Source organism: Streptomyces sp. NPDC059917 (genome assembly GCF_042730635.1).
In the GTDB taxonomy this organism is placed as follows: Bacteria; Actinomycetota; Actinomycetes; order Streptomycetales; family Streptomycetaceae; genus Streptomyces.
Genome location: NZ_JBHWLC010000016.1, coordinates 117,995 through 137,260, shown reverse-complemented (window position 1 = coordinate 137,260; position 19,266 = coordinate 117,995). Strand labels below are relative to the sequence as shown.

The 19,266-nt window shown below is 72.9% G+C and carries 19 protein-coding genes; 10 read left to right on the top strand and 9 right to left on the bottom strand.

What is annotated here, in order from left to right:
* From ACFWAR_RS12425 to ACFWAR_RS12410, 4 genes are all read right to left on the bottom strand, one after another.
* A partial coding sequence (locus tag ACFWAR_RS12425; protein ID WP_385775991.1) for a DUF692 domain-containing protein occupies positions 1–1,345 on the bottom strand: 1,345 nt, incomplete at its 3' end.
* Between the two features lie 142 nt (positions 1,346–1,487).
* Complete coding sequence (locus ACFWAR_RS12420; RefSeq protein WP_385775989.1) at positions 1,488–2,264, bottom strand: aminoacyl-tRNA hydrolase; 777 nt, start codon at positions 2,262–2,264, stop codon at positions 1,488–1,490.
* A gap of 38 nt (positions 2,265–2,302) precedes the next feature.
* Entirely contained in the window at positions 2,303–3,172 is an 870-nt protein-coding gene (locus ACFWAR_RS12415) for a glycosyltransferase family 2 protein (RefSeq protein ID WP_385775987.1), read from the bottom strand.
* A 16-nt stretch (positions 3,173–3,188) separates the two neighbouring features.
* Complete coding sequence (locus ACFWAR_RS12410) at positions 3,189–4,550, bottom strand: tetratricopeptide repeat protein (RefSeq protein WP_385775985.1); 1,362 nt, start codon at positions 4,548–4,550, stop codon at positions 3,189–3,191.
* A 184-nt stretch (positions 4,551–4,734) separates the two neighbouring features.
* Between ACFWAR_RS12410 and ACFWAR_RS12405 the strand changes: the two genes are divergently transcribed.
* The 4 genes from ACFWAR_RS12405 (at position 4,735) to ACFWAR_RS12390 (ending at position 7,548) form a co-directional block, all read left to right on the top strand.
* Entirely contained in the window at positions 4,735–5,787 is a 1,053-nt protein-coding gene (locus tag ACFWAR_RS12405) for an NAD-dependent epimerase/dehydratase family protein (RefSeq protein WP_385775982.1), read from the top strand.
* Between the two features lie 35 nt (positions 5,788–5,822).
* Complete coding sequence (locus tag ACFWAR_RS12400) at positions 5,823–6,515, top strand: transferase (protein WP_385775980.1); 693 nt, start codon at positions 5,823–5,825, stop codon at positions 6,513–6,515.
* Positions 6,516–6,598: 83 nt separating this feature from the next.
* On the top strand, positions 6,599–7,273 hold the full coding sequence (locus tag ACFWAR_RS12395) for an AIM24 family protein (RefSeq protein ID WP_385775978.1): 675 nt from the start codon (positions 6,599–6,601) through the stop codon (positions 7,271–7,273).
* Between the two features lie 53 nt (positions 7,274–7,326).
* Positions 7,327–7,548, top strand: a complete 222-nt coding sequence (locus tag ACFWAR_RS12390) for a hypothetical protein (RefSeq protein WP_385775976.1) — start codon at positions 7,327–7,329, stop codon at positions 7,546–7,548.
* A 64-nt stretch (positions 7,549–7,612) separates the two neighbouring features.
* Here ACFWAR_RS12390 and ACFWAR_RS12385 read toward each other — a convergent pair whose 3' ends face one another.
* The 5 genes from ACFWAR_RS12385 to zapE form a co-directional block, all read right to left on the bottom strand.
* Entirely contained in the window at positions 7,613–8,503 is an 891-nt protein-coding gene (locus tag ACFWAR_RS12385) for a polysaccharide deacetylase family protein (RefSeq protein WP_385775974.1), read from the bottom strand.
* A 17-nt stretch (positions 8,504–8,520) separates the two neighbouring features.
* Complete coding sequence (locus ACFWAR_RS12380) at positions 8,521–9,456, bottom strand: PPK2 family polyphosphate kinase (protein WP_385775972.1); 936 nt, start codon at positions 9,454–9,456, stop codon at positions 8,521–8,523.
* Positions 9,457–9,526: 70 nt separating this feature from the next.
* Positions 9,527–10,900, bottom strand: coding sequence for an alkaline phosphatase PhoX (locus ACFWAR_RS12375; protein ID WP_385775970.1), 1,374 nt, complete (start codon positions 10,898–10,900; stop codon positions 9,527–9,529).
* A gap of 195 nt (positions 10,901–11,095) precedes the next feature.
* Positions 11,096–11,521 (bottom strand): OsmC family protein, encoded by a 426-nt coding sequence (locus ACFWAR_RS12370; protein ID WP_385775968.1) that lies wholly within the window; start codon positions 11,519–11,521, stop codon positions 11,096–11,098.
* A 64-nt stretch (positions 11,522–11,585) separates the two neighbouring features.
* Positions 11,586–12,680, bottom strand: coding sequence for a cell division protein ZapE (gene zapE / locus ACFWAR_RS12365; protein WP_385776006.1), 1,095 nt, complete (start codon positions 12,678–12,680; stop codon positions 11,586–11,588).
* Between the two features lie 102 nt (positions 12,681–12,782).
* On the opposite strand from zapE, the gene ACFWAR_RS12360 reads away from it, so the two are divergent.
* From ACFWAR_RS12360 to ACFWAR_RS12335, 6 genes are all read left to right on the top strand, one after another.
* A complete protein-coding gene (locus ACFWAR_RS12360) occupies positions 12,783–13,556 on the top strand; it encodes a pyrimidine reductase family protein (RefSeq protein ID WP_385775966.1) in 774 nt (257 codons plus the stop codon).
* Between the two features lie 137 nt (positions 13,557–13,693).
* The gene (locus ACFWAR_RS12355; RefSeq protein ID WP_385775964.1) at positions 13,694–14,161 is read left to right on the top strand and encodes an indole-3-glycerol phosphate synthase; all 468 of its coding nucleotides are present in this window, start codon (positions 13,694–13,696) and stop codon (positions 14,159–14,161) included.
* Positions 14,162–14,209: 48 nt separating this feature from the next.
* The gene (gene murC / locus ACFWAR_RS12350) at positions 14,210–15,604 is read left to right on the top strand and encodes a UDP-N-acetylmuramate--L-alanine ligase (RefSeq protein WP_385775962.1); all 1,395 of its coding nucleotides are present in this window, start codon (positions 14,210–14,212) and stop codon (positions 15,602–15,604) included.
* Positions 15,605–15,619: 15 nt separating this feature from the next.
* Positions 15,620–16,027 (top strand): peptide-methionine (R)-S-oxide reductase MsrB, encoded by a 408-nt coding sequence (gene msrB / locus ACFWAR_RS12345; RefSeq protein ID WP_385775960.1) that lies wholly within the window; start codon positions 15,620–15,622, stop codon positions 16,025–16,027.
* A 247-nt stretch (positions 16,028–16,274) separates the two neighbouring features.
* Positions 16,275–18,338, top strand: a complete 2,064-nt coding sequence (locus ACFWAR_RS12340) for a phosphocholine-specific phospholipase C (RefSeq protein WP_385775958.1) — start codon at positions 16,275–16,277, stop codon at positions 18,336–18,338.
* Positions 18,339–18,508: 170 nt separating this feature from the next.
* Positions 18,509–19,264, top strand: a complete 756-nt coding sequence (locus tag ACFWAR_RS12335) for an alpha/beta fold hydrolase (protein ID WP_385775956.1) — start codon at positions 18,509–18,511, stop codon at positions 19,262–19,264.
* Positions 19,265–19,266: the final 2 nt, after the last annotated feature.

Here is a 19,266-nt window from a genome sequence, read left to right as displayed (position 1 = left end):
CAGCGCCCGGCCGCGGCGGCCTGCGCCGCCAGGGCGACAGGGCCCGCGCCCAGCGCGCCAGCGTTCCGACGGGGCGGACCCCGGCCCGGTCCTGCCACCACTCGGTGAGCAGGCGCCGCTGCGCGGGGTCCTCGGGCAGGTCCTGGATGAGGAGGTGCTCGGCGAAGTCGAGCGCGTCGCGCCGGTAGCCGCCGGTCATGGGGCGGGTCCGGGCGTACCGCAGGAAGGACTCGCGGTAGGCGGCCGCCCCCAGCACCTCGACCAGTTCGGGCGCCAGCTTGCGCACCACCCCGGCCCGCTTGGCGGCGAGCGCGCGCGACTGCACCCGCAGCCGCTGCCCGTCGAAGCCCTCGGGTACGGGCGTCCCGGCGACCAGCGCCGACAGCAGGGCGGCCTGACCCAGCCCGACCCGGGTGCGCGCGGCCGGGAGGCCACCGGCAACGGTGGCGGCGGCGGTGGTGGCGGGAACGGCGGCGGGGCGGGTGCGCGCGGGGGCGTCCGGGGCGCCGGTGGGCCGCGGATCCCGACCCCCGCGCCCGACCACCGCGCGGATCGTGCTCAGCTCGCCCGCCAGCTCGGCCTCCGGCGGGAAGTCGTCGTCGCGCTCCAGCAGCACCCCCGGCGGATCCACCCGCTCGCGCAGCCGCGCCAGGAGGTCGAGGACGACCGGCGCGACGGGGTGCGCGTGGGTGTCGTGCCACACCCCGTCGCGTTCGACCCCGCCCGCCACGTGGACGTACGCCAGCGCCTCCAGCGGGATCGCGTCGAGCGCGGCCAGCGGGTCCTCGCCCCGGTTCACCCGGTTCGTGTGCAGGTTGGCCACGTCGATCAGGAGCCGCACCCCGGTCCGCTCGACCAGCTCGGCGAGGAACTCGCCCTCGGTCAGCTCCTCGCCCGGCCAGGAGATCAGCGCGGCGATGTTCTCCAGGGCCAGCGGGACCGGCAGCGCGTCCTGGGCGATCCGCACGTTCTCGCACAGCACGTCCAGCGCGTCCCGGGTCCGCGGCACGGGCAGCAGGTGCCCGGCCTCCAGCACCGGCGAGGAGGTCCGTACGAAGGCGATGTGCTCGCTCACCAGCGGCGCGCCCAGGGCCACCGCCCGCTCGGCCAGCGCGGCGAGCCGGGCCGGGTCGGGGCGGTCGGCGCCACCGAGCCCCAGGCCCACGCCGTGCGGGACGACCGCCGTGCCGCGCTCGCGCAGCCGCAGCAGCGACGCGGGCAGGTGGCCCGGGCAGATGTTCTCGGCCACCACCTCGACCCAGTCCAGGTCCGGCAGCCGTTCCACCGCTTCCGCGATCTCGGGCCGCCAGCCGATGCCCACCCCCAGGTGTGCCGTGCGCTCCATGTACCCCTCGCCCCCTTCCAAGCGGTCCGTCGCCGGTGTCATGACCCCGGCGAAGAGCAGCCAACCGCAGGAAAGGACGTTCAGAGCAACATTTGAGGTTCCGCACGCGGTCGGCCGGGGTGGTGGCCGGGGTGGCGGAGGGTCAGCGCAGCCGTCCGCGCAGGGCCGGGTGGTCGGAGACCACCGTGCAGGAGCCCGGCGCGATCTCGGTGAAACCGGCGTCCCGCACCACCGGCAGTCCGCTCCCGGCCAGCTCGGCCCAGCGCTCGGGACCGGCCGTCCGCACGGCGAGCCGGAAGCCGTCCGCCCGCCAGGCCGCCCGCTCGGGCCCGGTCAGCTCCCACCAGGCGAGCTGCGCCGCGTGCCCGACCTGGGCCATCTCCTTGCCCGCCGACATGTCCAGCTCGGGGTTGAGCCACAGCACGGGCACCCCGGGCTCCGGCGCCGCCGGGCGCTGCGGGTCGTCCAGGTCGGTGCCGGACACCTGGAGCTTGGCGAGCTCCTTGGGCCAGCCGTCCAGCGGGACCGGCGGGAACACCCGGACCTCGGACTCCCCGCCCCGCACCGTGATGCCCGGCAGGGTCTGAGCCTTGCGCCACTCCGCCCCGCGCGCCCGGCGCACCACCTTGCGGATCCGCGCGTCCTGCCAGTCGTGCACGGCCCGGGCCCACTCGCCCTCGCCGAGCGCCCGCTCGTCCGAGAGCAGCACCAGCACCGCGCGGGCCGCCGTCTCCAGCGCGTCCGTCCGGGCCGGCGGCGCGGTCTTCTCCAACCGGACCACCAGCGGCAGCACGAACTGCGGCGCCTCGTCGCGAGCGAGTCGCTCCACGCGGAAGGGATCCGCGCCCCCGGCGGCCCCGGGGGCGTCGGCGGGGGCGGTGACGGACGAGGTGTCGGAGGCGGTGTCGTGGGCGCTCATCCGATCAAGCATGCCACCCCACCCGCCGGCCTCCGACCTCAGATCACCGGTGGCCGACCCAGCAGGGTCATCCGCCACACGGTCCGCCAGCGCATGGGTCGCCTCGGCGGGCAGGGAACACGCAGGCCTTCGAAGAAGCCGGCCCACCAGGCGGCCAGGCCGGACAGCGGGGGCCGCTGCGCGATCGTGTACGCGGCCCACGTCCCGAGGTAGACGGGCAGCAGGACGGCGGGCAGGTGCCGCTTGGCCAGCCAGACGCGGTTCCGGCCCGTGTTGCGGTAGTACACCGCGTGCCGGGACGCTTCCGTACGCGGGTGCTGCAGCACCATGTCGGCCCGATAGTCGATGTCCCAGCCGGCGTCGAGCGCCCGCCAGGCGAAGTCCGTTTCCTCGTGGGCGTAGAAGAACGGGGTGGGGAAGTCGCCCACCTGGTCGATGACGCTCATGCGGATGGCGTGGCCGCCACCGAGGAACGTCGTCACCGGCCCGGACACCAGCGGCTGCTTGCCGCCCAGGCGGGGGACGTGCCTGCGCTGACTCGCCCCGGTCCCGTCCGCGATGCGGAAGCCCGCGACGCCCAGGCGGGGTTTTGCGGCGAACGCCTCCCGGACCAGCCGTAAGGTGTCGGTGCGGGGCAGCAGGCCGTCGTCGTCCAAGACCACCACGACGTCCACGCCGCCCCGCTCGCGCAGCCATCGCACGCCGGCGTTCCGGCCGCCGGGGATGCCCAGGTTCTCCGGCAACTCGACACCGTCCACGCCGTCCGGGAGGGGTGGGAGTCTCACGCCTTGGCCCAGGACTACGACGGTCGCCGGATCTCCTTCCTGGACGGCCACCGATTCCAGCAGGGCCAGCAGCTCCGCGGGCCGGTCTCCCATGGTCAGGACCACAACCCCGATCTTCGGCATCCGTTGCCCGTTCCTCTCACATGTGGTTTCGCAGGAGTTCGGTCGCACGCCGGTCCAGGCCGGCCGCTCCGGACACACCGCGCTTGCGGTACCGGGTCGCTGCCGCCCGGATCTCCCTGACCGCCTGCCGGTTGCGGTCGGAGACCACACCGCCCATGAAGTCGAGGGACCGGGCCCACAGGCCCACAGCCTCTTCGTGCCGGTGCTGCCCGGCCACCGATCGACCCAAGTTGGCCATGGTCAGCCCATGCTTGAGCTGGTACGTGCCCGGTGTGCGGCCCGCCAGGGCCCGCCGGTAGTGCCGCTCCGCAGCACGGTGGTCGTTCATCGCGGTCAGGGTCTTTCCCATGTGGGAGGCGACCGTGGCCGCTACCGGCCCCGAGGCGGCGGCGTAGGCGGGGACGAGGTCCCGGGTGTCGGTCACGGCGTCCTCGGCGGCCAGCAGGGCGCGTGCCGCCTCGGCGCCCTGTCCGCAGGCCCCGTACGCGCGGGCGCACGTCACCAGGAGCAGGGCCTCGGTCCGCCGGTCGACCTTGCCCGCAGCTCGGCCCAGGGCGGCTTCGGCCAGCTCCGGACAGGAGCGCGGGTGGCCCAGGTCGAGGGCCTGATGGGTCAGGGCCCGCATCATCCACGCGGCATGGCCGTTCGGGTCGGCCTCACAGGCCAGCTGGTAGCCCAGCAGGTAGTACCGCTGTGCGGCTCCCTCCCGGCCGAGGTCGTGATGTTTCCACCCGACCAGGCAAGCCAGCTGGGCCGCCGCCGCGAACGCCTCCGAGCGGACCGTGGCGGAGGGGAACCGGGCCGTGAGCATCGGGGCGACGGTGTCGGTGAGGTAGGCGGTGACGGTGGTCAGGCCGTGGCCACCGCCCATGCGTTCGTCCACGCTGCGGAACGTCTCGGTGAGCTGGCGGACGGTGCTCACCTCGGCGGGGCCGACACTGCCGCCGCTCTCGGCGGCTCGGAGCGTCGCGGCGACCGCTTCGTGGTCGTAGGCCAGCGGCAGGCCGACGCCGGCGGCGGTGAACGCGGCGCCGAGGAAGTCACGACGACGTTGCATGACGGATCTCCCGAGATCGGCGATGGCGGCCAGCGGATCGGCTTCCAGGACGCCACCGATGACAGCGGAGCCTAGACCGATCTCGGCGACCGTCACCCGCCGCTTCGTCCGTCTCGTCAGGGCCTCGGCGATGTAGAACGGCGTCTGCCCGGAGGGCGTCCCCCCTGCAACCCAGTAGGCGACGGCCGACGGCCCGGTACTCAACCGCTGACCGGCCTCGGCCGCCACGGAGCGGATCTCCCTGGCCAGCGCGTAGTACGTGGCCCCGGACTCGGCGATCACGTCCGCCAACGCGGTGTTCGGTTCCCGGTCCCCTGCCAATGCCGGCCCCCTCGGAAGCGATCTTGAATGGGTTGAACGGGTTGCCACTTCGCCCACGGTACTCACTTTCCGTGCTGGGGCGTTCACTGTTCATCAGCCCGCCAGGGGTGGTGGGGAGGCGGTCCCAAGGCGGCTCGGTCGCTCCTCCCCGCCGTCCCCTTCCACCGAATCCGAGGAGACCACCGTGACGTTGACCGACGCCGACCTGTCCGCCGCTCTCGCCGGCTCGACCGTGTTGGTCACCGGCGGCGGGGGCCTGGTCGGCTCCCGCATCACCGCCCGACTTCGCGGGGCCGGGGCCCGCGCGATCGCCGTGGGCAAGCTCGACGCCTACCCCTCCGCCGTCTACGCCGACCTGTTCGGCGTGCACACCACCGACCGGGACACGATCGTGGGCGACATCGCCGACGCGACGCTGATGGATCACGTCGTCCGGGAAGCGGACTACGTGATCCATGCCGCCGCCGTCGCCGACGTGGCCGCCTGCACCCGCAACCCGATGGCCGCGATCCAGACCAATGTCACAGGTACCCAGGTCCTCCTGGACGCGGTCCGCCGCCGCAACGCCCGGGTACGCCGGTTCGTGTTCGTCTCCTCGGCGGCCGTCTACGGCAACGGCGACCCCAAGCGCCACGACGTGCAGACATGGAACGAAGACCAGCCCTCGGCCCCGCTCTCGGTGTACGCGAACACGAAGGCGTGGGGGGAGGCACAGACCGCGCTGGTGCTGGGCAAGGCCAACGTCTCCCACACCTCGGTCCGATACTTCTCCGTCTACGGCGAACCGCAGACGGTCAAAGAGGGATCGCATTCCTGGGTGGTCGCCTGGATGGCGATGCGCGCGAAGCTCGGCCTCCCCCTCCACCTGAACGGCGGCGGCCGGCAGGTCCGCGACTTCGTTCACGTCGACGACATCGCGGAAGCCACCATCAGGGCCACGCTCGCCCCCGGAGCCGATCGGCAGACCCTCAACATCGGCACCGGCCGGGCCACCTCCATCGCCGACGTGGCCCTGCTGATGCGCGACCACTACCCCGACACCGAGTTCCAGGACAGGCCCCTTCCCGAGGGCGACCCGCTCGGTGGGACGGCCTGCACGGCTCGCATGACCGCCGCACTGGACTGGGAGCCCCGGATCACGGTGGCCGAGGGCGTGGCCCGTTATGTGGCCTGGCTCGACGACATTCCCGCCGCCCTACCCGACTTCCTGCGCCGTGAGGCCGCTGAAACCCCCTGAACAGCCCGCCCCGACGACGAGCAGGAGCAAGCCAGGTGCCCGAGTCCATCCGTATCGGTGACTACATCCGCCCCCCGGCCGCGTCCTGGCTGGACGCCACCGGATACGCCAAGATCGGCGAGTTCGAGCTGTCCGACTTCCTCACCCGCTGGGACGCCCTCCACGACGACGCCCTGCAGGTCGTGCCCGAGCGGATCCACCCCACAGCGCGGATCCACCCCACTGCGATCATCGGCGAAGACGTCATCATCGGGCCGGGGGCCCGCGTTCACGAGTTCTCGACCGTCCGCAACCGGTCCGTCCTCACCGCCGGCGTGTCCGTGGGCTTCGGGTGCGAAGTGACCCACTCCTTCGTGGGGGAGAACACGGTTCTCGGCCACCAGGTCGGCGTCGGACACTCCATCATCGGGACCGGCGCCCACCTGTCCGCGAACCTCGTGATCGCGGCGATCAGCTTGTGGAACTACGACATGCGCGTACCCATCAAGGAAATCGTCCTGCAGGGACCCGGCGACGAGGCGCCCTACCGGTGTACCACGTCCCGGTTCGGCGGCCTGATCGGCGACCACGTCCAGACCGGCAGCATGATCACCCTCGGCCCCGGCATCGCCGTGGGCCGACACGCTGCCATCGCCTCGAGCGTCTGCGTGGGCAGCGCCATCGTTCCCCCGGCCGGCGTCGTACGGTCGTCTTCACCCGAAGTGATCATCGAGCCCCGCCGGATCTGACCGCCGTGCCGGCCCACCCCACCCGCCGGCCTCCGACTTCAGGAGGATGCCGGGGGGTGCTCGCGGGGGCGAGGATCCCCCTCATGAAGAGTGATCTTTTCGCATCGGAGAACCTGGCCCAGGCGCCCACCGCCCCCGGCATGGAGCTGCAGAACGCCAAATCAGTCAAGTACACCGTCAACGGTGAAATGCTCGCCCGCCAGGGCGCGATGATCGCCTTCCGGGGCAACCTCCAGTTCGAGCGCAAGGGCCAGGGCATCGGCGGCATGCTCAAGCGCGCGGTCACCGGCGAGGGGCTGCCGCTGATGGCGGTCCGCGGGCAGGGCGAGGCCTGGTTCGCGCACCAGGCCGGGAACTGCTTCATCGTCGAGATGGAGCAGGGCGACGCGCTGACCATCAACGGCCGCAACGTCCTGTGCTTCGACCCGACCCTGTCCTACGAGATCAAGATGGTGAAGGGCGCCGGGATGACCGGCGGCGGCCTCTTCAACAGCCTCTTCACCGGCTACGGCAAGCTCGCCCTGGTGTGCGACGGCAACCCGATCGTCATACCGGTCACCGCGCAGGCGCCCGTCTACGTCGACACGGACGCGGTCGTCGGCTGGAGCGCCCAGCTGGAGACCGGGCTGCACCGCTCGCAGTCCGTCGGCTCGATGATCCGGGGCGGCTCCGGCGAGGCCGTCCAGCTGATGCTGCGCGGCGAGGGCTTCGTCATCGTCCGCCCGAGCGAGGTCACGGAAGCGGCCGCCGCCCACTGACCGGGCACCCTCCGGCGCGGTACCCGGCGGCGCGGCCGGGTACCGTCGTCGGCATGGACCAAGCCCAGGACCCGCCGCAGGAAGCGCAGCGCCCGGACGAGAGCGCGTCGTACTGCCCCGCCCCGGCCACCCCGGCCGGGCGCGTGCCCGGACCGCCCTACGCGGACTGCCTGGAGTGCGGACAGCCCACCGAATACGGCGTCGCCACCCCGGGCGTGGTCCTGTGCCCGGTGTGCGAGTGGCAGGACGCCCAACGCACGGCCTGCTCCGGCTAGCTCGCCCGGTGGCGCCGTGGCGCCCCCTGCCCTGCGGGCTCCTGCGGGCTCCTGCGCCGGAACGTTACTTCCCGATCAGGTCCGAGACCTTCGCGAAGCGGTAGCCGCGCTTGCGGAGTTCCGGGACGATCTTGCGGATGGCCTCCTCGGTGACGGGGGCGGCGCTGCGCGTGCAGTGCATGACCACCACCGAACCGGGCTTCACCCCGGCCAGTACCTGTTCGGCCACCGCGTCCGGGTCCTTGGCGAAGGCGTCCCCGCTGACCACGTCCCACTGGACCGCCGTGACCTTGGCCGTGGCCAGGACGCGCAGTGCCTGGTCGTCGTAGCAGCCGCCGGGGAAGCGGAAGTACGGGACGGTGTTGACCGCGCCCGCCTTGCGGAAGGCCTCGAAGGCCCGGTCCACGTCGGCGCGGGCCGCGGCGCCGTCGAGCGCGGGCAGTCCGTAGCAGGGGGACTTGAAGGCGTGGTGGCTGTAGGAGTGGTTCGCGATCTCGAAGTTCGGGTCGGTACCGATGGCCTTCGCCTGGTCCGGGTACTCCTCGGCCCAACGGCCCGTCATGAAGACGGTGGAGGGCACCTTCAGCTGCCGCAGCGTGGCGATCAGCTGCGGGTTGTCGAAGTGCTCGCCGCCCGCCGCGCGCGGTCCCTGGTCCGAGGTCATGTCGGCGTCGAAGGTGAGCGCGACGGTCTTGTCCGTCGTCTGCCGGGAGCGCTCGAAGACCGGGGTCAGCCCGCCCGGACCGGGGGCGATCGTGGGCGGCTTGGAGGGGGCTGCCGCGGAGGCGCCGGGAGAGGCGCCGGACGAGGGGGAGCCGGAGGGCGCGGCCGAGCCGGGCGCGCCCGTCCGGGCGGGTGCGGAGGCGGCCCCCGGGGTGGCCGAGCCGCCCCCGCAACCCGCGAGGGCGGCACCGAGCGCGGCTACGACGGCCACTTTGCGTACAGAAATGGTCACGTACGCAAAATATATGACTATGAGGTAAGCAGGCGGGAGCGGCACTCGTCCACGTCGAAGTCGGCCGCCGGATACTCCGGCGCGAGGGCCTCCAGGTGCTCCAGGAGCAGCGCGCCGATGGCCCAGTTGCGGTACCACTTGCGGTCCGCGGGCACGACGTACCAGGGCGCGGCGGCGCCGGCGCAGCGCTCCAGGGCCAGCTCGTAGGCCTCCTGGTAGGCGGGCCACATGCTGCGCTCCTCGATGTCCCCCGGATTGAACTTCCAATGCTTGGCGGGGTCGTCCAGGCGGGCCAGCAACCGCTCGCGCTGCTCCTCGTAGGAGATGTGGAGGAAGACCTTGAGCACGCTCACGCCGTCCTCCGCGAGGGCCTTCTCGAACCGGTTGATCTGCGCGTAGCGGCGGCGCACCTGACTGCGCGGCGCCAGCTCGCGGACCCGGGCGATCAGGACGTCCTCGTAGTGCGAACGGTCGAAGATGCCGATCTCCCCCGGCTGGGGGAGGGCCTTCTTGATCCGCCACAGGAAGGGGTGCTCCCGCTCCTCCGCCGTCGGCGCCTTGAACGCCCGGATCCGGCAGCCGGAGGGGTTGAACAGGCCGATCACGTGCTTGACCGTGCCGCCCTTGCCGCTGGTGTCCATGCCCTGGAGCACGAGCAGCACCCGGCGGCGGTCCCCGGCGGTGCTGGCGGCGTAGAGGCGCTCCTGGAGCTCGGCGAGCCGCTCGCCCATCGTGGCGGCGGAGGCCAGCGAGGCCGCCTTCCCGCCCGGGGCGCCGGGCGTCGACCGGGTGTCGATGCGCTCCAGGTGGACGCTCTCCCCGAGCGGCACCCGCAGCAGCGGCGAGACGGGCACGCCCGCCTCCCGTCCGGCCTTCTCCCTGCCCTTGCCCTTCTGCCCCTGCTTCGGCTCCTGCTCCTGCGTCGCCTTCGCCTTCGCCTTCGCTTTGGCCATCACTACCCCGATCGCGTCGGTTTCGTCCGATCTTGCACCACATCGAACGGGGGCGCGAGGGCGCGCGGGCTCAGTGCCAGGGGCCCGTCACCGCGAACGTCGTGCCCGGGGCGTAGGCGTTGACGTACATCGTCCGGCCGTCCGGGGCGAAGGTGACCCCCGCGAACTCGCCCCACTCCGGCGTGCCCGCCGTGCCGATGTCGTCCGCGTTGCGGGCCATCGCGTACACCGTGCCGGTGCGGGTCAGCCCGAAGACGTACTGCGCCCCGCCGCCGTCCTCGCACACCATCAGGCCGCCGTCCGGGGCCAGGCAGATGTTGTCCGGCGAGTCCCCCGGCAGCCGTACGTCCGTGGCGGGGCCGAAGACGACCTCCAGGCGGATCCGGCCGCGCACGGGGTCGTGGGACCAGACCTGGCCGAAGTGGTCGGCGGCGGCCCCCTCGCGGCTGCGGGCGAAGCTGGAGACGAAGTGCACCACGTCCCCGCCCCAGTAGCAGCCCTCCAGCTTCTGCGCGTGCGTGATGCCGCCCGGGCCGAAGTCCTGGAACCGGATCGGGGTGCGGGCGGCCGACGGGTCGGGTACGGGCACCCACTCGACCGGGAACTCCGTCCCCGGCTCCGTCACGACGGCCAGGTCCGCCACCCCCCGCACCCGCATCGCCTCCAGCACGCCCCCCGCCCGCAGCGAGCCGGGCCCGCCCAGCGGGCGGCGCGGCAGGAACCGGTAGAACAGCCCGAAGGGCTTCACGAAGGCGTCCTCGGTCTCGTAGACCACGCCCCGCACCGGGTCCACCGCCACGGCCTCGTGGGCGAAGCGGCCCAGTGCCGTCAGCGGCACCGCCCCCGAGCGCCGCGGATCGGCCGGGTCGACCTCGAAGACGTACCCGTGGTCCTTCGCGTAACCGGCGACGCCCGCGGTGTCCTCGGTCTCCTCGCAGGTCAGCCAGGTGTTCCAAGGGGTGCGTCCGCCCGCGCAGTTGACGGCCGTGCCCGCGATGCCCACCCGTTCGCCGACGACCTCGCCCGCCGGGCAGAGCTCGATGACGGTGCACCCGCCGAGCGCGGCCGGGTCGTAGGTGAGCCCCTCGACGGGCGGGACGCGCAGCGCGGCGGTGGTCCGGTTCTCGTGGTTGCGCACCAGCCGCACGCCACCGGCCGGGGTGGCGAAGGCGGCCATGCCGTCGCAGTTGGCCGGGACGACGCCCTCGCCCGAGCGCATCCGGTCCCCGGCCCGGGACAGCACCCGGTAGCGGAACCCCGCGGGCAGGTCCAGCAGCCCGGCCGGATCCGGTACGAGCGGCCCGTAACCCCCCGAGGGCGGCGCGGGCGGCGCCGAGCGCGCGCTCGCTCCGGCCGATGCGGTGAAGAGGGCGCCCCATGCCCCCGTGAAGGCGATGGCGGCCGTACCGCCTGCGGCGAGCAGGCTGCGTCGGGTGGTGGGCATCGGCAACTCCCCATGGCGGGACCGGAGGCGGTCCGGGCCGTCGTACCACGGGGTCGCGCCGGGCGGGCCGCGGCGCGGGCGGGCCCGGCGCGGTGTCACACCTGCGGGTGCCCGCCCGGCCCGGCCGCCCACCGGCCGCCGGTCGGGCCGGGGCGGGAGCGGGCGGGCCGGGCGCGGGCCGGGCGCCGCGCGGGATCAGAGCAGCTCGGCGGAGAGCGTGATCGTGGTGCCGGTCAGGGCCTGGCTGACCGGGCAGTTCTTCTTGGCGTCCTCGGCCGCGGCGGCGAAGCCCTCGGCGTCCAGGCCCGGTACCTCGGCGCGCACGCTGAGGTGGATGCCGGTGATGCCCTCGCCCGGCTGGAAGGTGACGTCGGCCTTGGTCTCGACGCGGGTGGGCGGGGTGCCCGCACCGGCGAGGCCGTGGGAGAGGGCCATCGAGTAGCAGCTGGAGTGCGCGGCGGCGATCAGCTCTTCCGGGCTGGTCTTGCCGTTGGCCTCCTCCGCGCGGGAGGGCCAGGAGACGTCGAAGGAGCCCTTGCCCGAGGAGTCGAGGGTGACGACCCCGGAGCCCTTCAGCAGGTCGCCTTCCCAGACGGTGTGCGCGTGACGCGTGGTGGCCATGGCGGATCCCTTCACATAGGTGGAAGCGCCGGACGGCCCGACGGCCGGTCCGGCGACCCCAAACCTACTGGGCCACCAGGCCCTTCGCGTCACGCGCCAGCGCGGTGAGCCGAGAGATGGCGCGGAAGTACTTCTTGCGGTAGCCGCCGTTCAGCATCTCGTCACTGAACAGGCGGTCGAAGGGCACGCCGGAGGCGAGGACCGGTATCTCGCGGTCGTAGAGCCGGTCCGCGAGGACCACCAGGCGCAGCGCGGTCGACTGGTCCGGCACCGGGCCGACGTCGGTCAGGCAGACGGCGGCGACGCCCTCGGTGAGCGCGCCGTAGCGGCTCGGGTGCACCTTGGCCAGGTGTTCGAGCAGCCCGGGGAAGTCGTCGAGGCTGGCGCCGGGCGTCGCGTACGCCGCGTTGGTGACCTGCTCGTCGGAGAAGGGCGCGGGCGCCTCGGGCAGGCCGCGGTGGCGGTAGTCCTGGCCGTCGATCCGCAGCGGTCGGAACTGCGCGGACAGGCCCTGGATCTCGCGCAGGAAGTCGGCGGCCGCGAAGCGGCCCTCGCCGAGCTTGCCGGGCAGCGTGTTGGAGGTCGCGGCGAGCGCCACGCCCTGCTCGACGAGCCTGCTGAGCAGCGAGGACACCAGCACGGTGTCGCCCGGGTCGTCCAGCTCGAACTCGTCGATGCACAGCAGCCGGTGCCCGCCCAGGGTCTGCACGGTCTGCTGGAAGCCGAGCGCGCCGACCAGGTTCGTCAGCTCCACGAAGGTGCCGAAGGCCTTGAGCGCGGGCTCGGCCGGGGTGGCGTGCCACAGCGAGGCCAGCAGGTGGGTCTTGCCGACGCCGTAGCCGCCGTCGAGGTAGACCCCGCGCGGGCCGGTGGCCGGCGCGGCCTTGGGGCCGCGCGAGAACCAGCGGCGCTTGCCCCCGCCGCTGGCGTGGGCCCCGCCGAGACCGGCGGCGAAGCCGCTCAGCACGGTGACGGCCTCGGCCTGGCTCGGCTGGTCCGGGTCGAGGTTGTAGGTGTCGAAGCGCACCGCGTCGAAACGCGGGGGCGGCACCATCTCGGCCACGAGCCGTTCGGCGGGTACGTGCGGGGCGCGGGCGCACAGCGCGAGCGGGCCCGCGTCGGGTCCGTCGGCGCCGGAGCGGGATCCCGCGTCGGCTATCGGGCTCCGTCCGGCGGGGCCGCCGTGCGGGGCGGTCGCACCGGAGGGGGAGAGAGAGGTTGACACAGCCCTTAACTCTACGGGGCGTGGCACACTGCACCGATGCGACGCCTGTTCCCTGTGACCGATCAGACACCCCCCGTCCCGGGCGACCACCCGTGGTCGCTGGACGAGCTGGCGGACGCCTACGCGTACCCCGCGCTCGGCGCCGGGGAGCACTGGTTGCGCGCGAACATGGTGTCCTCGCTGGACGGCGCCGGCCAGCACGACGGGCGCTCGCAGCCCCTGTCGAGCGAGACCGACATGCGGATCTTCGGCACCCTGCGGGCGCTGGCCGATGTGGTGGTGGTCGGTGCGGAAACGGTTCGCCAGGAGGGCTACCGCCCGGCCCGGGCCCGTGAGGACTTCGCCGCCCGCCGGGCCGCCGCCGGGCAGGGCCCCGCCCCGGTCATCGCCGTGGTCACCGCGAGCCTGGACCTGGACTTCGCGCTGCCCCTGTTCACCGCGCCGCTCGTGCCCACCCTGGTGCTGACCGGAGCCGCCGCCCCCGCCGACCGGGTCGCCGCGGCGGCCGCGTCCGGGGCCGAGGTGGTGGTGGCCGGGGAGGGCGCGGGCGTGGACCCCGCCCGGGTGGTGCGGGAGCTGGCCGACCGGGGGCTGCGCCGCCAGCTCACCGAGGGCGGGCCGCGGCTGCTGGGCCAGTTCGTGGCCGCCGGGGTGCTGGACGAGCTGTGCCTGAGCGTGTCCCCGACCCTCACGGCGGGTGACGCCCAGCGGATCGCGGGGGGCCCGCGGGTCGACGTACCGCACCGGCTGGCACTGGCCTCGCTGCTGGAAGAGGCCGGGTTCCTGTACACGCGTTACCGTCGGATCTGACAAGCAGCGGAATTTCCCGTTCCGCTTAGCTTCCGCTGGGCACATATACCAGCGCGAGCCCCGTGCGACAGCGGGGCAGGATGGTTTCCGCAGGGGCCGGCCGCGGCCGGCCGCGGCCCACGAAGGAGAGGGCGTCCGTGTTCACGAGCGTTTTGATGATCGAGCAGCCTCTGACATCCGTAGACGTGGACTTCGTCACCACCCTGCACGGAGACGACCCGGTCTCCTTCTTCGTCCTCATGCAGCCCCGGGGCGACCAGGACCGGCTGCTGCGCGCCATCGACGATGTCGCGCTCGGCGAGCTGCCCGAGGCGCTGCACGAGGGGGACGAACCCGAGGGCGACGCCGCCCGGGGCCCCGCCGAGCAGGCGCTGTCCGTGTCGTTGGCGGCCCTGCGGGCCAAGGGAGCCAAGGCCGTCGGGCAGGTCATCGAGGACCACCCGCTCGACAAGCTGAGGGCCGTCGTGGCGGAGACGGGCGCCGACGAAGTGATCGTCCTGACCGCCCCGCACTTCGTGGAGGAGTTCTTCCACCGGGACTGGGCCTCGCGGGCTCGGCACAAGGTCGGGGTTCCGGTGCTCAAACTCTTCGCCCACAACGAATAGGCTGGGCGCCACGCACACCGTCACGTTTGACCATCAGGAGCGACCTGTATGACGCCCGGCCTGCCGACCGCCATGGAACGGCCCCACTTCATCGGCATCGGCGGCGCCGGCATGTCCGGCATCGCGAAGATCCTCGCGCAGCGCGGCGCGCGGGTCGCCGGTAGCGACGCCCGTGACTCCGAGACCGCCGCCGCACTGCGCGCCCACGGCGCCACCGTCCACATCGGGCACGCCGCCGGCCACCTCGCCGACGACGCCACCTGCGTGGTCGTCTCCAGCGCCATCCGCGCGGACAACCCGGAGCTGGCCCGCGCGGCCGAGCTCGGCGTCCCCGTGGTGCACCGCTCGGACGCGCTCGCCGCGCTCATGGACGGCCTGCGCCCGATCGCGGTGGCCGGTACGCACGGCAAGACCACCACGACCTCCATGCTGGCGGTGTCCCTCTCGGCCCTGGGCCTGGACCCCTCCTACGCCATCGGCGGCGACCTGGACGCTCCCGGCTCCAACGCCCACCACGGCGAGGGCGACATCTTCGTCGCCGAGGCGGACGAGAGCGACCGCAGCTTCCACAAGTACGCGCCCCAGGTCGCCATCGTCCTCAACAGCGAGCTGGACCACCACGCGAACTACGCCTCGATGGAGGAGATCCACGACTCCTTCGAGACCTTCGTGGGCAAGATCCTCCCCGGCGGCACCCTGGTCGTCTCCGCCGACCAGGAGGGCGCGGTCGAGCTGACCCGCCGGGTCCGCGACCTGTCCTCGGTCAACGTCGTCACCTACGGCGAGACCGAGACGGCCGACGTCCGCGTCCTGAAGATCACCCCGCGCGGTCTGGCGGGCGAGGTCACCGTCCTCATCGGCGGCAAGCTGCTCACCTTCACGGTCTCGGTGCCCGGTCGCCACTACGCGCTCAACGCCGTCGCGGCCCTCGCCGCGGGCGTGGCCCTCGGCATCCCGGCGCACAACCTGGCCTCCGCGCTCGGCAAGTACACCGGAGTCAAGCGCCGCCTCCAGCTCAAGGGCGAGGTGGCGGGCGTGCAGGTCATCGACTCCTACGCGCACCACCCCACCGAGATGACCGCCGACCTGGAGGCCATCCGCGGAGCCGCCGGGGACGCCCGGATCCTGGTGGTCTTCCAGCCCCACCTCTTCTCCCGCACCCAGGAACTGGGCAAGGAGATGGGCCAGGCCCTCGCGCTCGCCGACGCCTCCGTGGTCCTCGACATCTACCCGGCCCGAGAGGACCCGGTCCCCGGGGTCACCAGCGAGATCATCATCGCCGCGGCGCGCGCCGCGGGCGCCGACGTCAGCGCCGAGCACGACAAGGACGCCGTCGCGGAGGTCGTCGCGGGAATGGCGAAGCCCGGCGACCTCGTTCTCACCATGGGGGCGGGTGACGTGACCGACCTGGGTCCGGCCATCCTGGCCCGGCTGGCGAACTGAAGGGGACGACGCGCGATGGCGTACGAGATCGAGAAGCCCGACGAGCAGTGGCAGGCGGAGCTGACGCCGTCGGAGTACCAGGTGCTGCGACTGGCGGGCACCGAGCCGGCCTTCCGCGGTGAGTACACGGACACCACCACGGCCGGCGTCTACTCCTGCCGCGCCTGCGGCTCCGAGCTGTTCCGGTCCACGGAGAAGTTCGAGTCGCACTGCGGCTGGCCGTCCTTCTTCGACCCGAAGGACTCCGAGGCGGTCGAGCTGATCGCCGACACCTCGCACGGCATGGTCCGCACCGAGGTCCGCTGCGCGAAGTGCGGTTCCCACCTCGGGCACGTGTTCGAGGGCGAGGGCTACCCCACCCCGACCGACCAGCGCTACTGCATCAACTCCATCTCCCTGCGCCTGGCCCCCGAAGAGGGCTGAGGCCGCCGCACGTCCCGCGCCGGGGCCCGCCGTCATCGGCCGGCGGGCCCCGGCGTCGTCGTACGCGGGGGCGGGGGGTGAAGGGAAGGTGGGGGCGAGGGGGAGACGCGGGACGAGGTCTTCCGTTCTCCCGGTGGACGTCGGAGGGTCACGCAAGCAACTCCGGTTGGTACGCCGGACGCGTTGTCCTTGGGTCGCCCCTCGGCGCCCCGCACCACCCCTCCTCACCCCCAGAGGTCCTCACACCATGGCAGAACTCGATCGTCGCCGGTTCCTCCAGATCGCGGGCGGCACCGCCGCCGCCACGCTGCTCTCGGAGAGCATCGCCCGCGCCGCCGCCATCCCCGCGCAGGGCGCCACCGGCACCATCCAGGACATCGAGCACGTCGTCGTACTGATGCAGGAGAACCGTTCCTTCGACCAGTACTTCGGGACGATGAAGGGCGTACGGGGCTTCGGCGACCCGCGCCCGGTCCTCCAGGACAACGGCAAGTCCGTCTTCTACCAGTCCAACGGCACCAAGGACGTCCTGCCGTTCCACCCGACGGTGGGCGACCTGGGCATGCAGTTCGTCGAGGGGCTCAACCACGACTGGGCCGGGGGCCACCAGGCCTACAACAACGGCAAGTACGACAAGTGGGTCCCGGCCAAGACCACGACCACCATGTCGTACATGAACCGGAACGACATCCCGTTCCACTACGCCCTCGCCGACGCCTTCACCGTCTGCGACGCCTACCACTGCTCCTTCATCGGGGCGACCGACCCCAACCGCTACTACCTCTTCTCCGGCCACACCGGCAACGACGGCACCGGCGGCGGCCCGGTCCTCGGCAACCAGGAGGCGGGCTACGGCTGGAAGACCTACCCCGAGCGGCTGGAGGCGGCCGGGGTCTCCTGGAAGGTCTACCAGGACGTCGGCGACGGGCTGAACGCGGCCGGCGGCTGGGGCTGGATCGGCGACGCCTTCCGCGGCAACTACGGCGACAACTCGCTGCTCTACTTCAACTCCTACCGCAACGCCCAGCCCGGCAGCCCGCTGTACGAGAAGGCCCGCACCGGTACGAACGCCAAGGCGGGCGAGGGCTACTTCGACCGGCTGCGCGCCGACGTGCAGAGCGGAGCCCTGCCCAAGGTCTCCTGGATCGCGGCCCCCGAGGCCTTCAGCGAGCACCCGAACTGGCCCACCAACTTCGGCGCCTGGTACATCTCCCAGGTCCTCGACGCGCTGACCTCGAACCCGGCGGTGTGGGCGAAGACCGCGCTCTTCATCACCTACGACGAGAACGACGGCTTCTTCGACCACGTCGTGCCGCCGTACCCGCCCGCCTCCTCGGCCTGGGGCCTGTCCACCGCCGACGTCACCAAGGACCTCTACACCGGCGGCGTCTCCGGCTACGCGGCCGGTCCCTACGGGCTCGGCCCGCGCGTGCCCATGATCGTGGTCTCGCCGTGGAGCAAGGGCGGCTACGTCTGCTCCGAGACCTTCGACCACACCTCGGTGATCCGCTTCATGGAGAAGCGCTTCGGCGTGCAGGAGCCCAACATCTCGCCCTGGCGCCGCGCCGTCTGCGGCGACCTGACCGCGGCCTTCGACTTCACGCGGGCCGACGCCGCCCCCGCCGCGCTGCCCTCCACCACGGGCTACGTGCCCAAGGACCACAACACGCACGCGTCCTACCACCCGGTCCCGCCGACCACCGGCTCCCTGCCGGTGCAGGAGGCGGGCTCCAAGCCCACCCGCGCGCTCGGCTACGCCCCGTACGTGGACGGCCAGGCCACCGTCTCCACGGGCAAGTTCACCCTCACCTTCGCCAGCGGCCCGACGCTCGGCGGGCACTTCCACAGCACCTCGGGCAACCGTACGGACGGCCCCTGGCCCTACACCGTCGAGGCGGGCAAGACCCTCTCCGACACCTGGAGCACCAGCAGCTCCACGGGCAACCAGATCAACCTCAGCGTCTGGGGTCCCAACGGCTTCCTCGCCACCTTCAAGGGCCCGGCGAAGAAGGCCGGTCCCGAGGTGAGCGCCCGGCACGTCACGGCCTCCGGCAACCTGGCGCTGTCGATGACCAACGCGGGCTCGGCCGCCGTGAACCTCACGGTGACCAACGCCTACGGCGGCGCCGCCCAGACCTTCAAGGTGTCGCCCGGGGCCACGGTCGCGTACACCGTCAACCTCCAGGCCACGGGCCGCTGGTACGACGTGAAGGTGGTCTCGGACGCGGACGCCACCTTCCTGCGCCGCTTCGCCGGCCACGTGGAGACGGGCGCCCCGGGCGTCTCCGACCCGGCGCTCAGGACCTCCTGACCCGGGCTCCCTCCGGGGACGCGGCCGCCGCCGCTCCGGCACCGCGAGGTCGCCGCAGCGGCGGCGGTCGCGCGGTGCGGGTCGCGCGGTGTGATCGTGTGCCCGCTGGGAAGAACGTACGGCGTCGGCTCGCGCCACCCCCCACCGGCTCCGTCACCGAGGGAGAACACATGGCCATCGCCCACCGCAGGATCGGCACCGGTCCCGTCCGCGTCATCGTGCTGCACGACTGGTTCGGGACCTCCGCGCACTGGGGATCCGTACTCGACCACCTCGACCCCGCGCGGTTCTCGTACGTCTTCCCCGACTACCGGGGCTACGGCGAGCGCAAGGAGGTCGCCGGCCGCTACACGGTCCCGGAGATCGCGGACGACGTGCTCGCCCTCGCCGACGAACTGGGCTGGGACACCTTCTCGTTGATCGGGCACTCCATGGGGTCCAAGGCCGCCCAGCAGGTGCTGGTCCGGGCCCCGCAGCGGGTGGAGAAGCTGATCGGGGTGGCCCCGGTGCCCGCCGCGCCCTACGCGATGGACGACGGGACCCACGCGCTCTTCCGGGGCGCCGCCGCCGACCCGGAGAAGCGGCGCGCCATCCTCGACCTGGTCACCGGCAACCGGGCGAGCCGGCACTGGCTCGACGGGATGGTCCGCCACTCGCTGGAGGTCTCCCGCCCGGAGGCCTTCGCCGCCTACTTCGAGAGCTGGCAACCGCTGGACCTGTCCGCGTCGGTCAAGGGGAACACGGTCCCGGTGCTGGCCCTCGTCGGCGCCTACGACCTCGCGCTCACCGCCGACCTGGTGCGCTCCACCTGGCAGACCCTCTACCCGCACTGCCGCGTCCACATCCTCCCCGGCACCGGGCACTACCCCACCCACGAGACCCCGGTCGCCTTCGTGACGGAGGTCGAGGCGTTCCTGCGGACGTGAGC

Bases quoted from the DNA above. Each gene is read 5' to 3' on its own strand.
- ACFWAR_RS12380 (WP_385775972.1), bottom strand. From the start codon at position 9,456: ATGGCCAAAGCGAAGGCGAAGGCGAAGGCGACGCAGGAGCAGGAGCCG.
- ACFWAR_RS12340 (WP_385775958.1), top strand. From the start codon at position 16,275: ATGGCAGAACTCGATCGTCGCCGGTTCCTCCAGATCGCGGGCGGCACC.
- ACFWAR_RS12390 (WP_385775976.1), top strand. From the start codon at position 7,327: ATGGACCAAGCCCAGGACCCGCCGCAGGAAGCGCAGCGCCCGGACGAG.
- ACFWAR_RS12375 (WP_385775970.1), bottom strand. From the start codon at position 10,900: ATGCCCACCACCCGACGCAGCCTGCTCGCCGCAGGCGGTACGGCCGCC.
- ACFWAR_RS12415 (WP_385775987.1), bottom strand. From the start codon at position 3,172: ATGCCGAAGATCGGGGTTGTGGTCCTGACCATGGGAGACCGGCCCGCG.
- msrB (WP_385775960.1), top strand. From the start codon at position 15,620: ATGGCGTACGAGATCGAGAAGCCCGACGAGCAGTGGCAGGCGGAGCTG.
- ACFWAR_RS12395 (WP_385775978.1), top strand. From the start codon at position 6,599: ATGAAGAGTGATCTTTTCGCATCGGAGAACCTGGCCCAGGCGCCCACC.
- murC (WP_385775962.1), top strand. From the start codon at position 14,210: ATGACGCCCGGCCTGCCGACCGCCATGGAACGGCCCCACTTCATCGGC.
- ACFWAR_RS12370 (WP_385775968.1), bottom strand. From the start codon at position 11,521: ATGGCCACCACGCGTCACGCGCACACCGTCTGGGAAGGCGACCTGCTG.
- ACFWAR_RS12360 (WP_385775966.1), top strand. From the start codon at position 12,783: ATGCGACGCCTGTTCCCTGTGACCGATCAGACACCCCCCGTCCCGGGC.
- ACFWAR_RS12420 (WP_385775989.1), bottom strand. From the start codon at position 2,264: ATGAGCGCCCACGACACCGCCTCCGACACCTCGTCCGTCACCGCCCCC.
- ACFWAR_RS12335 (WP_385775956.1), top strand. From the start codon at position 18,509: ATGGCCATCGCCCACCGCAGGATCGGCACCGGTCCCGTCCGCGTCATC.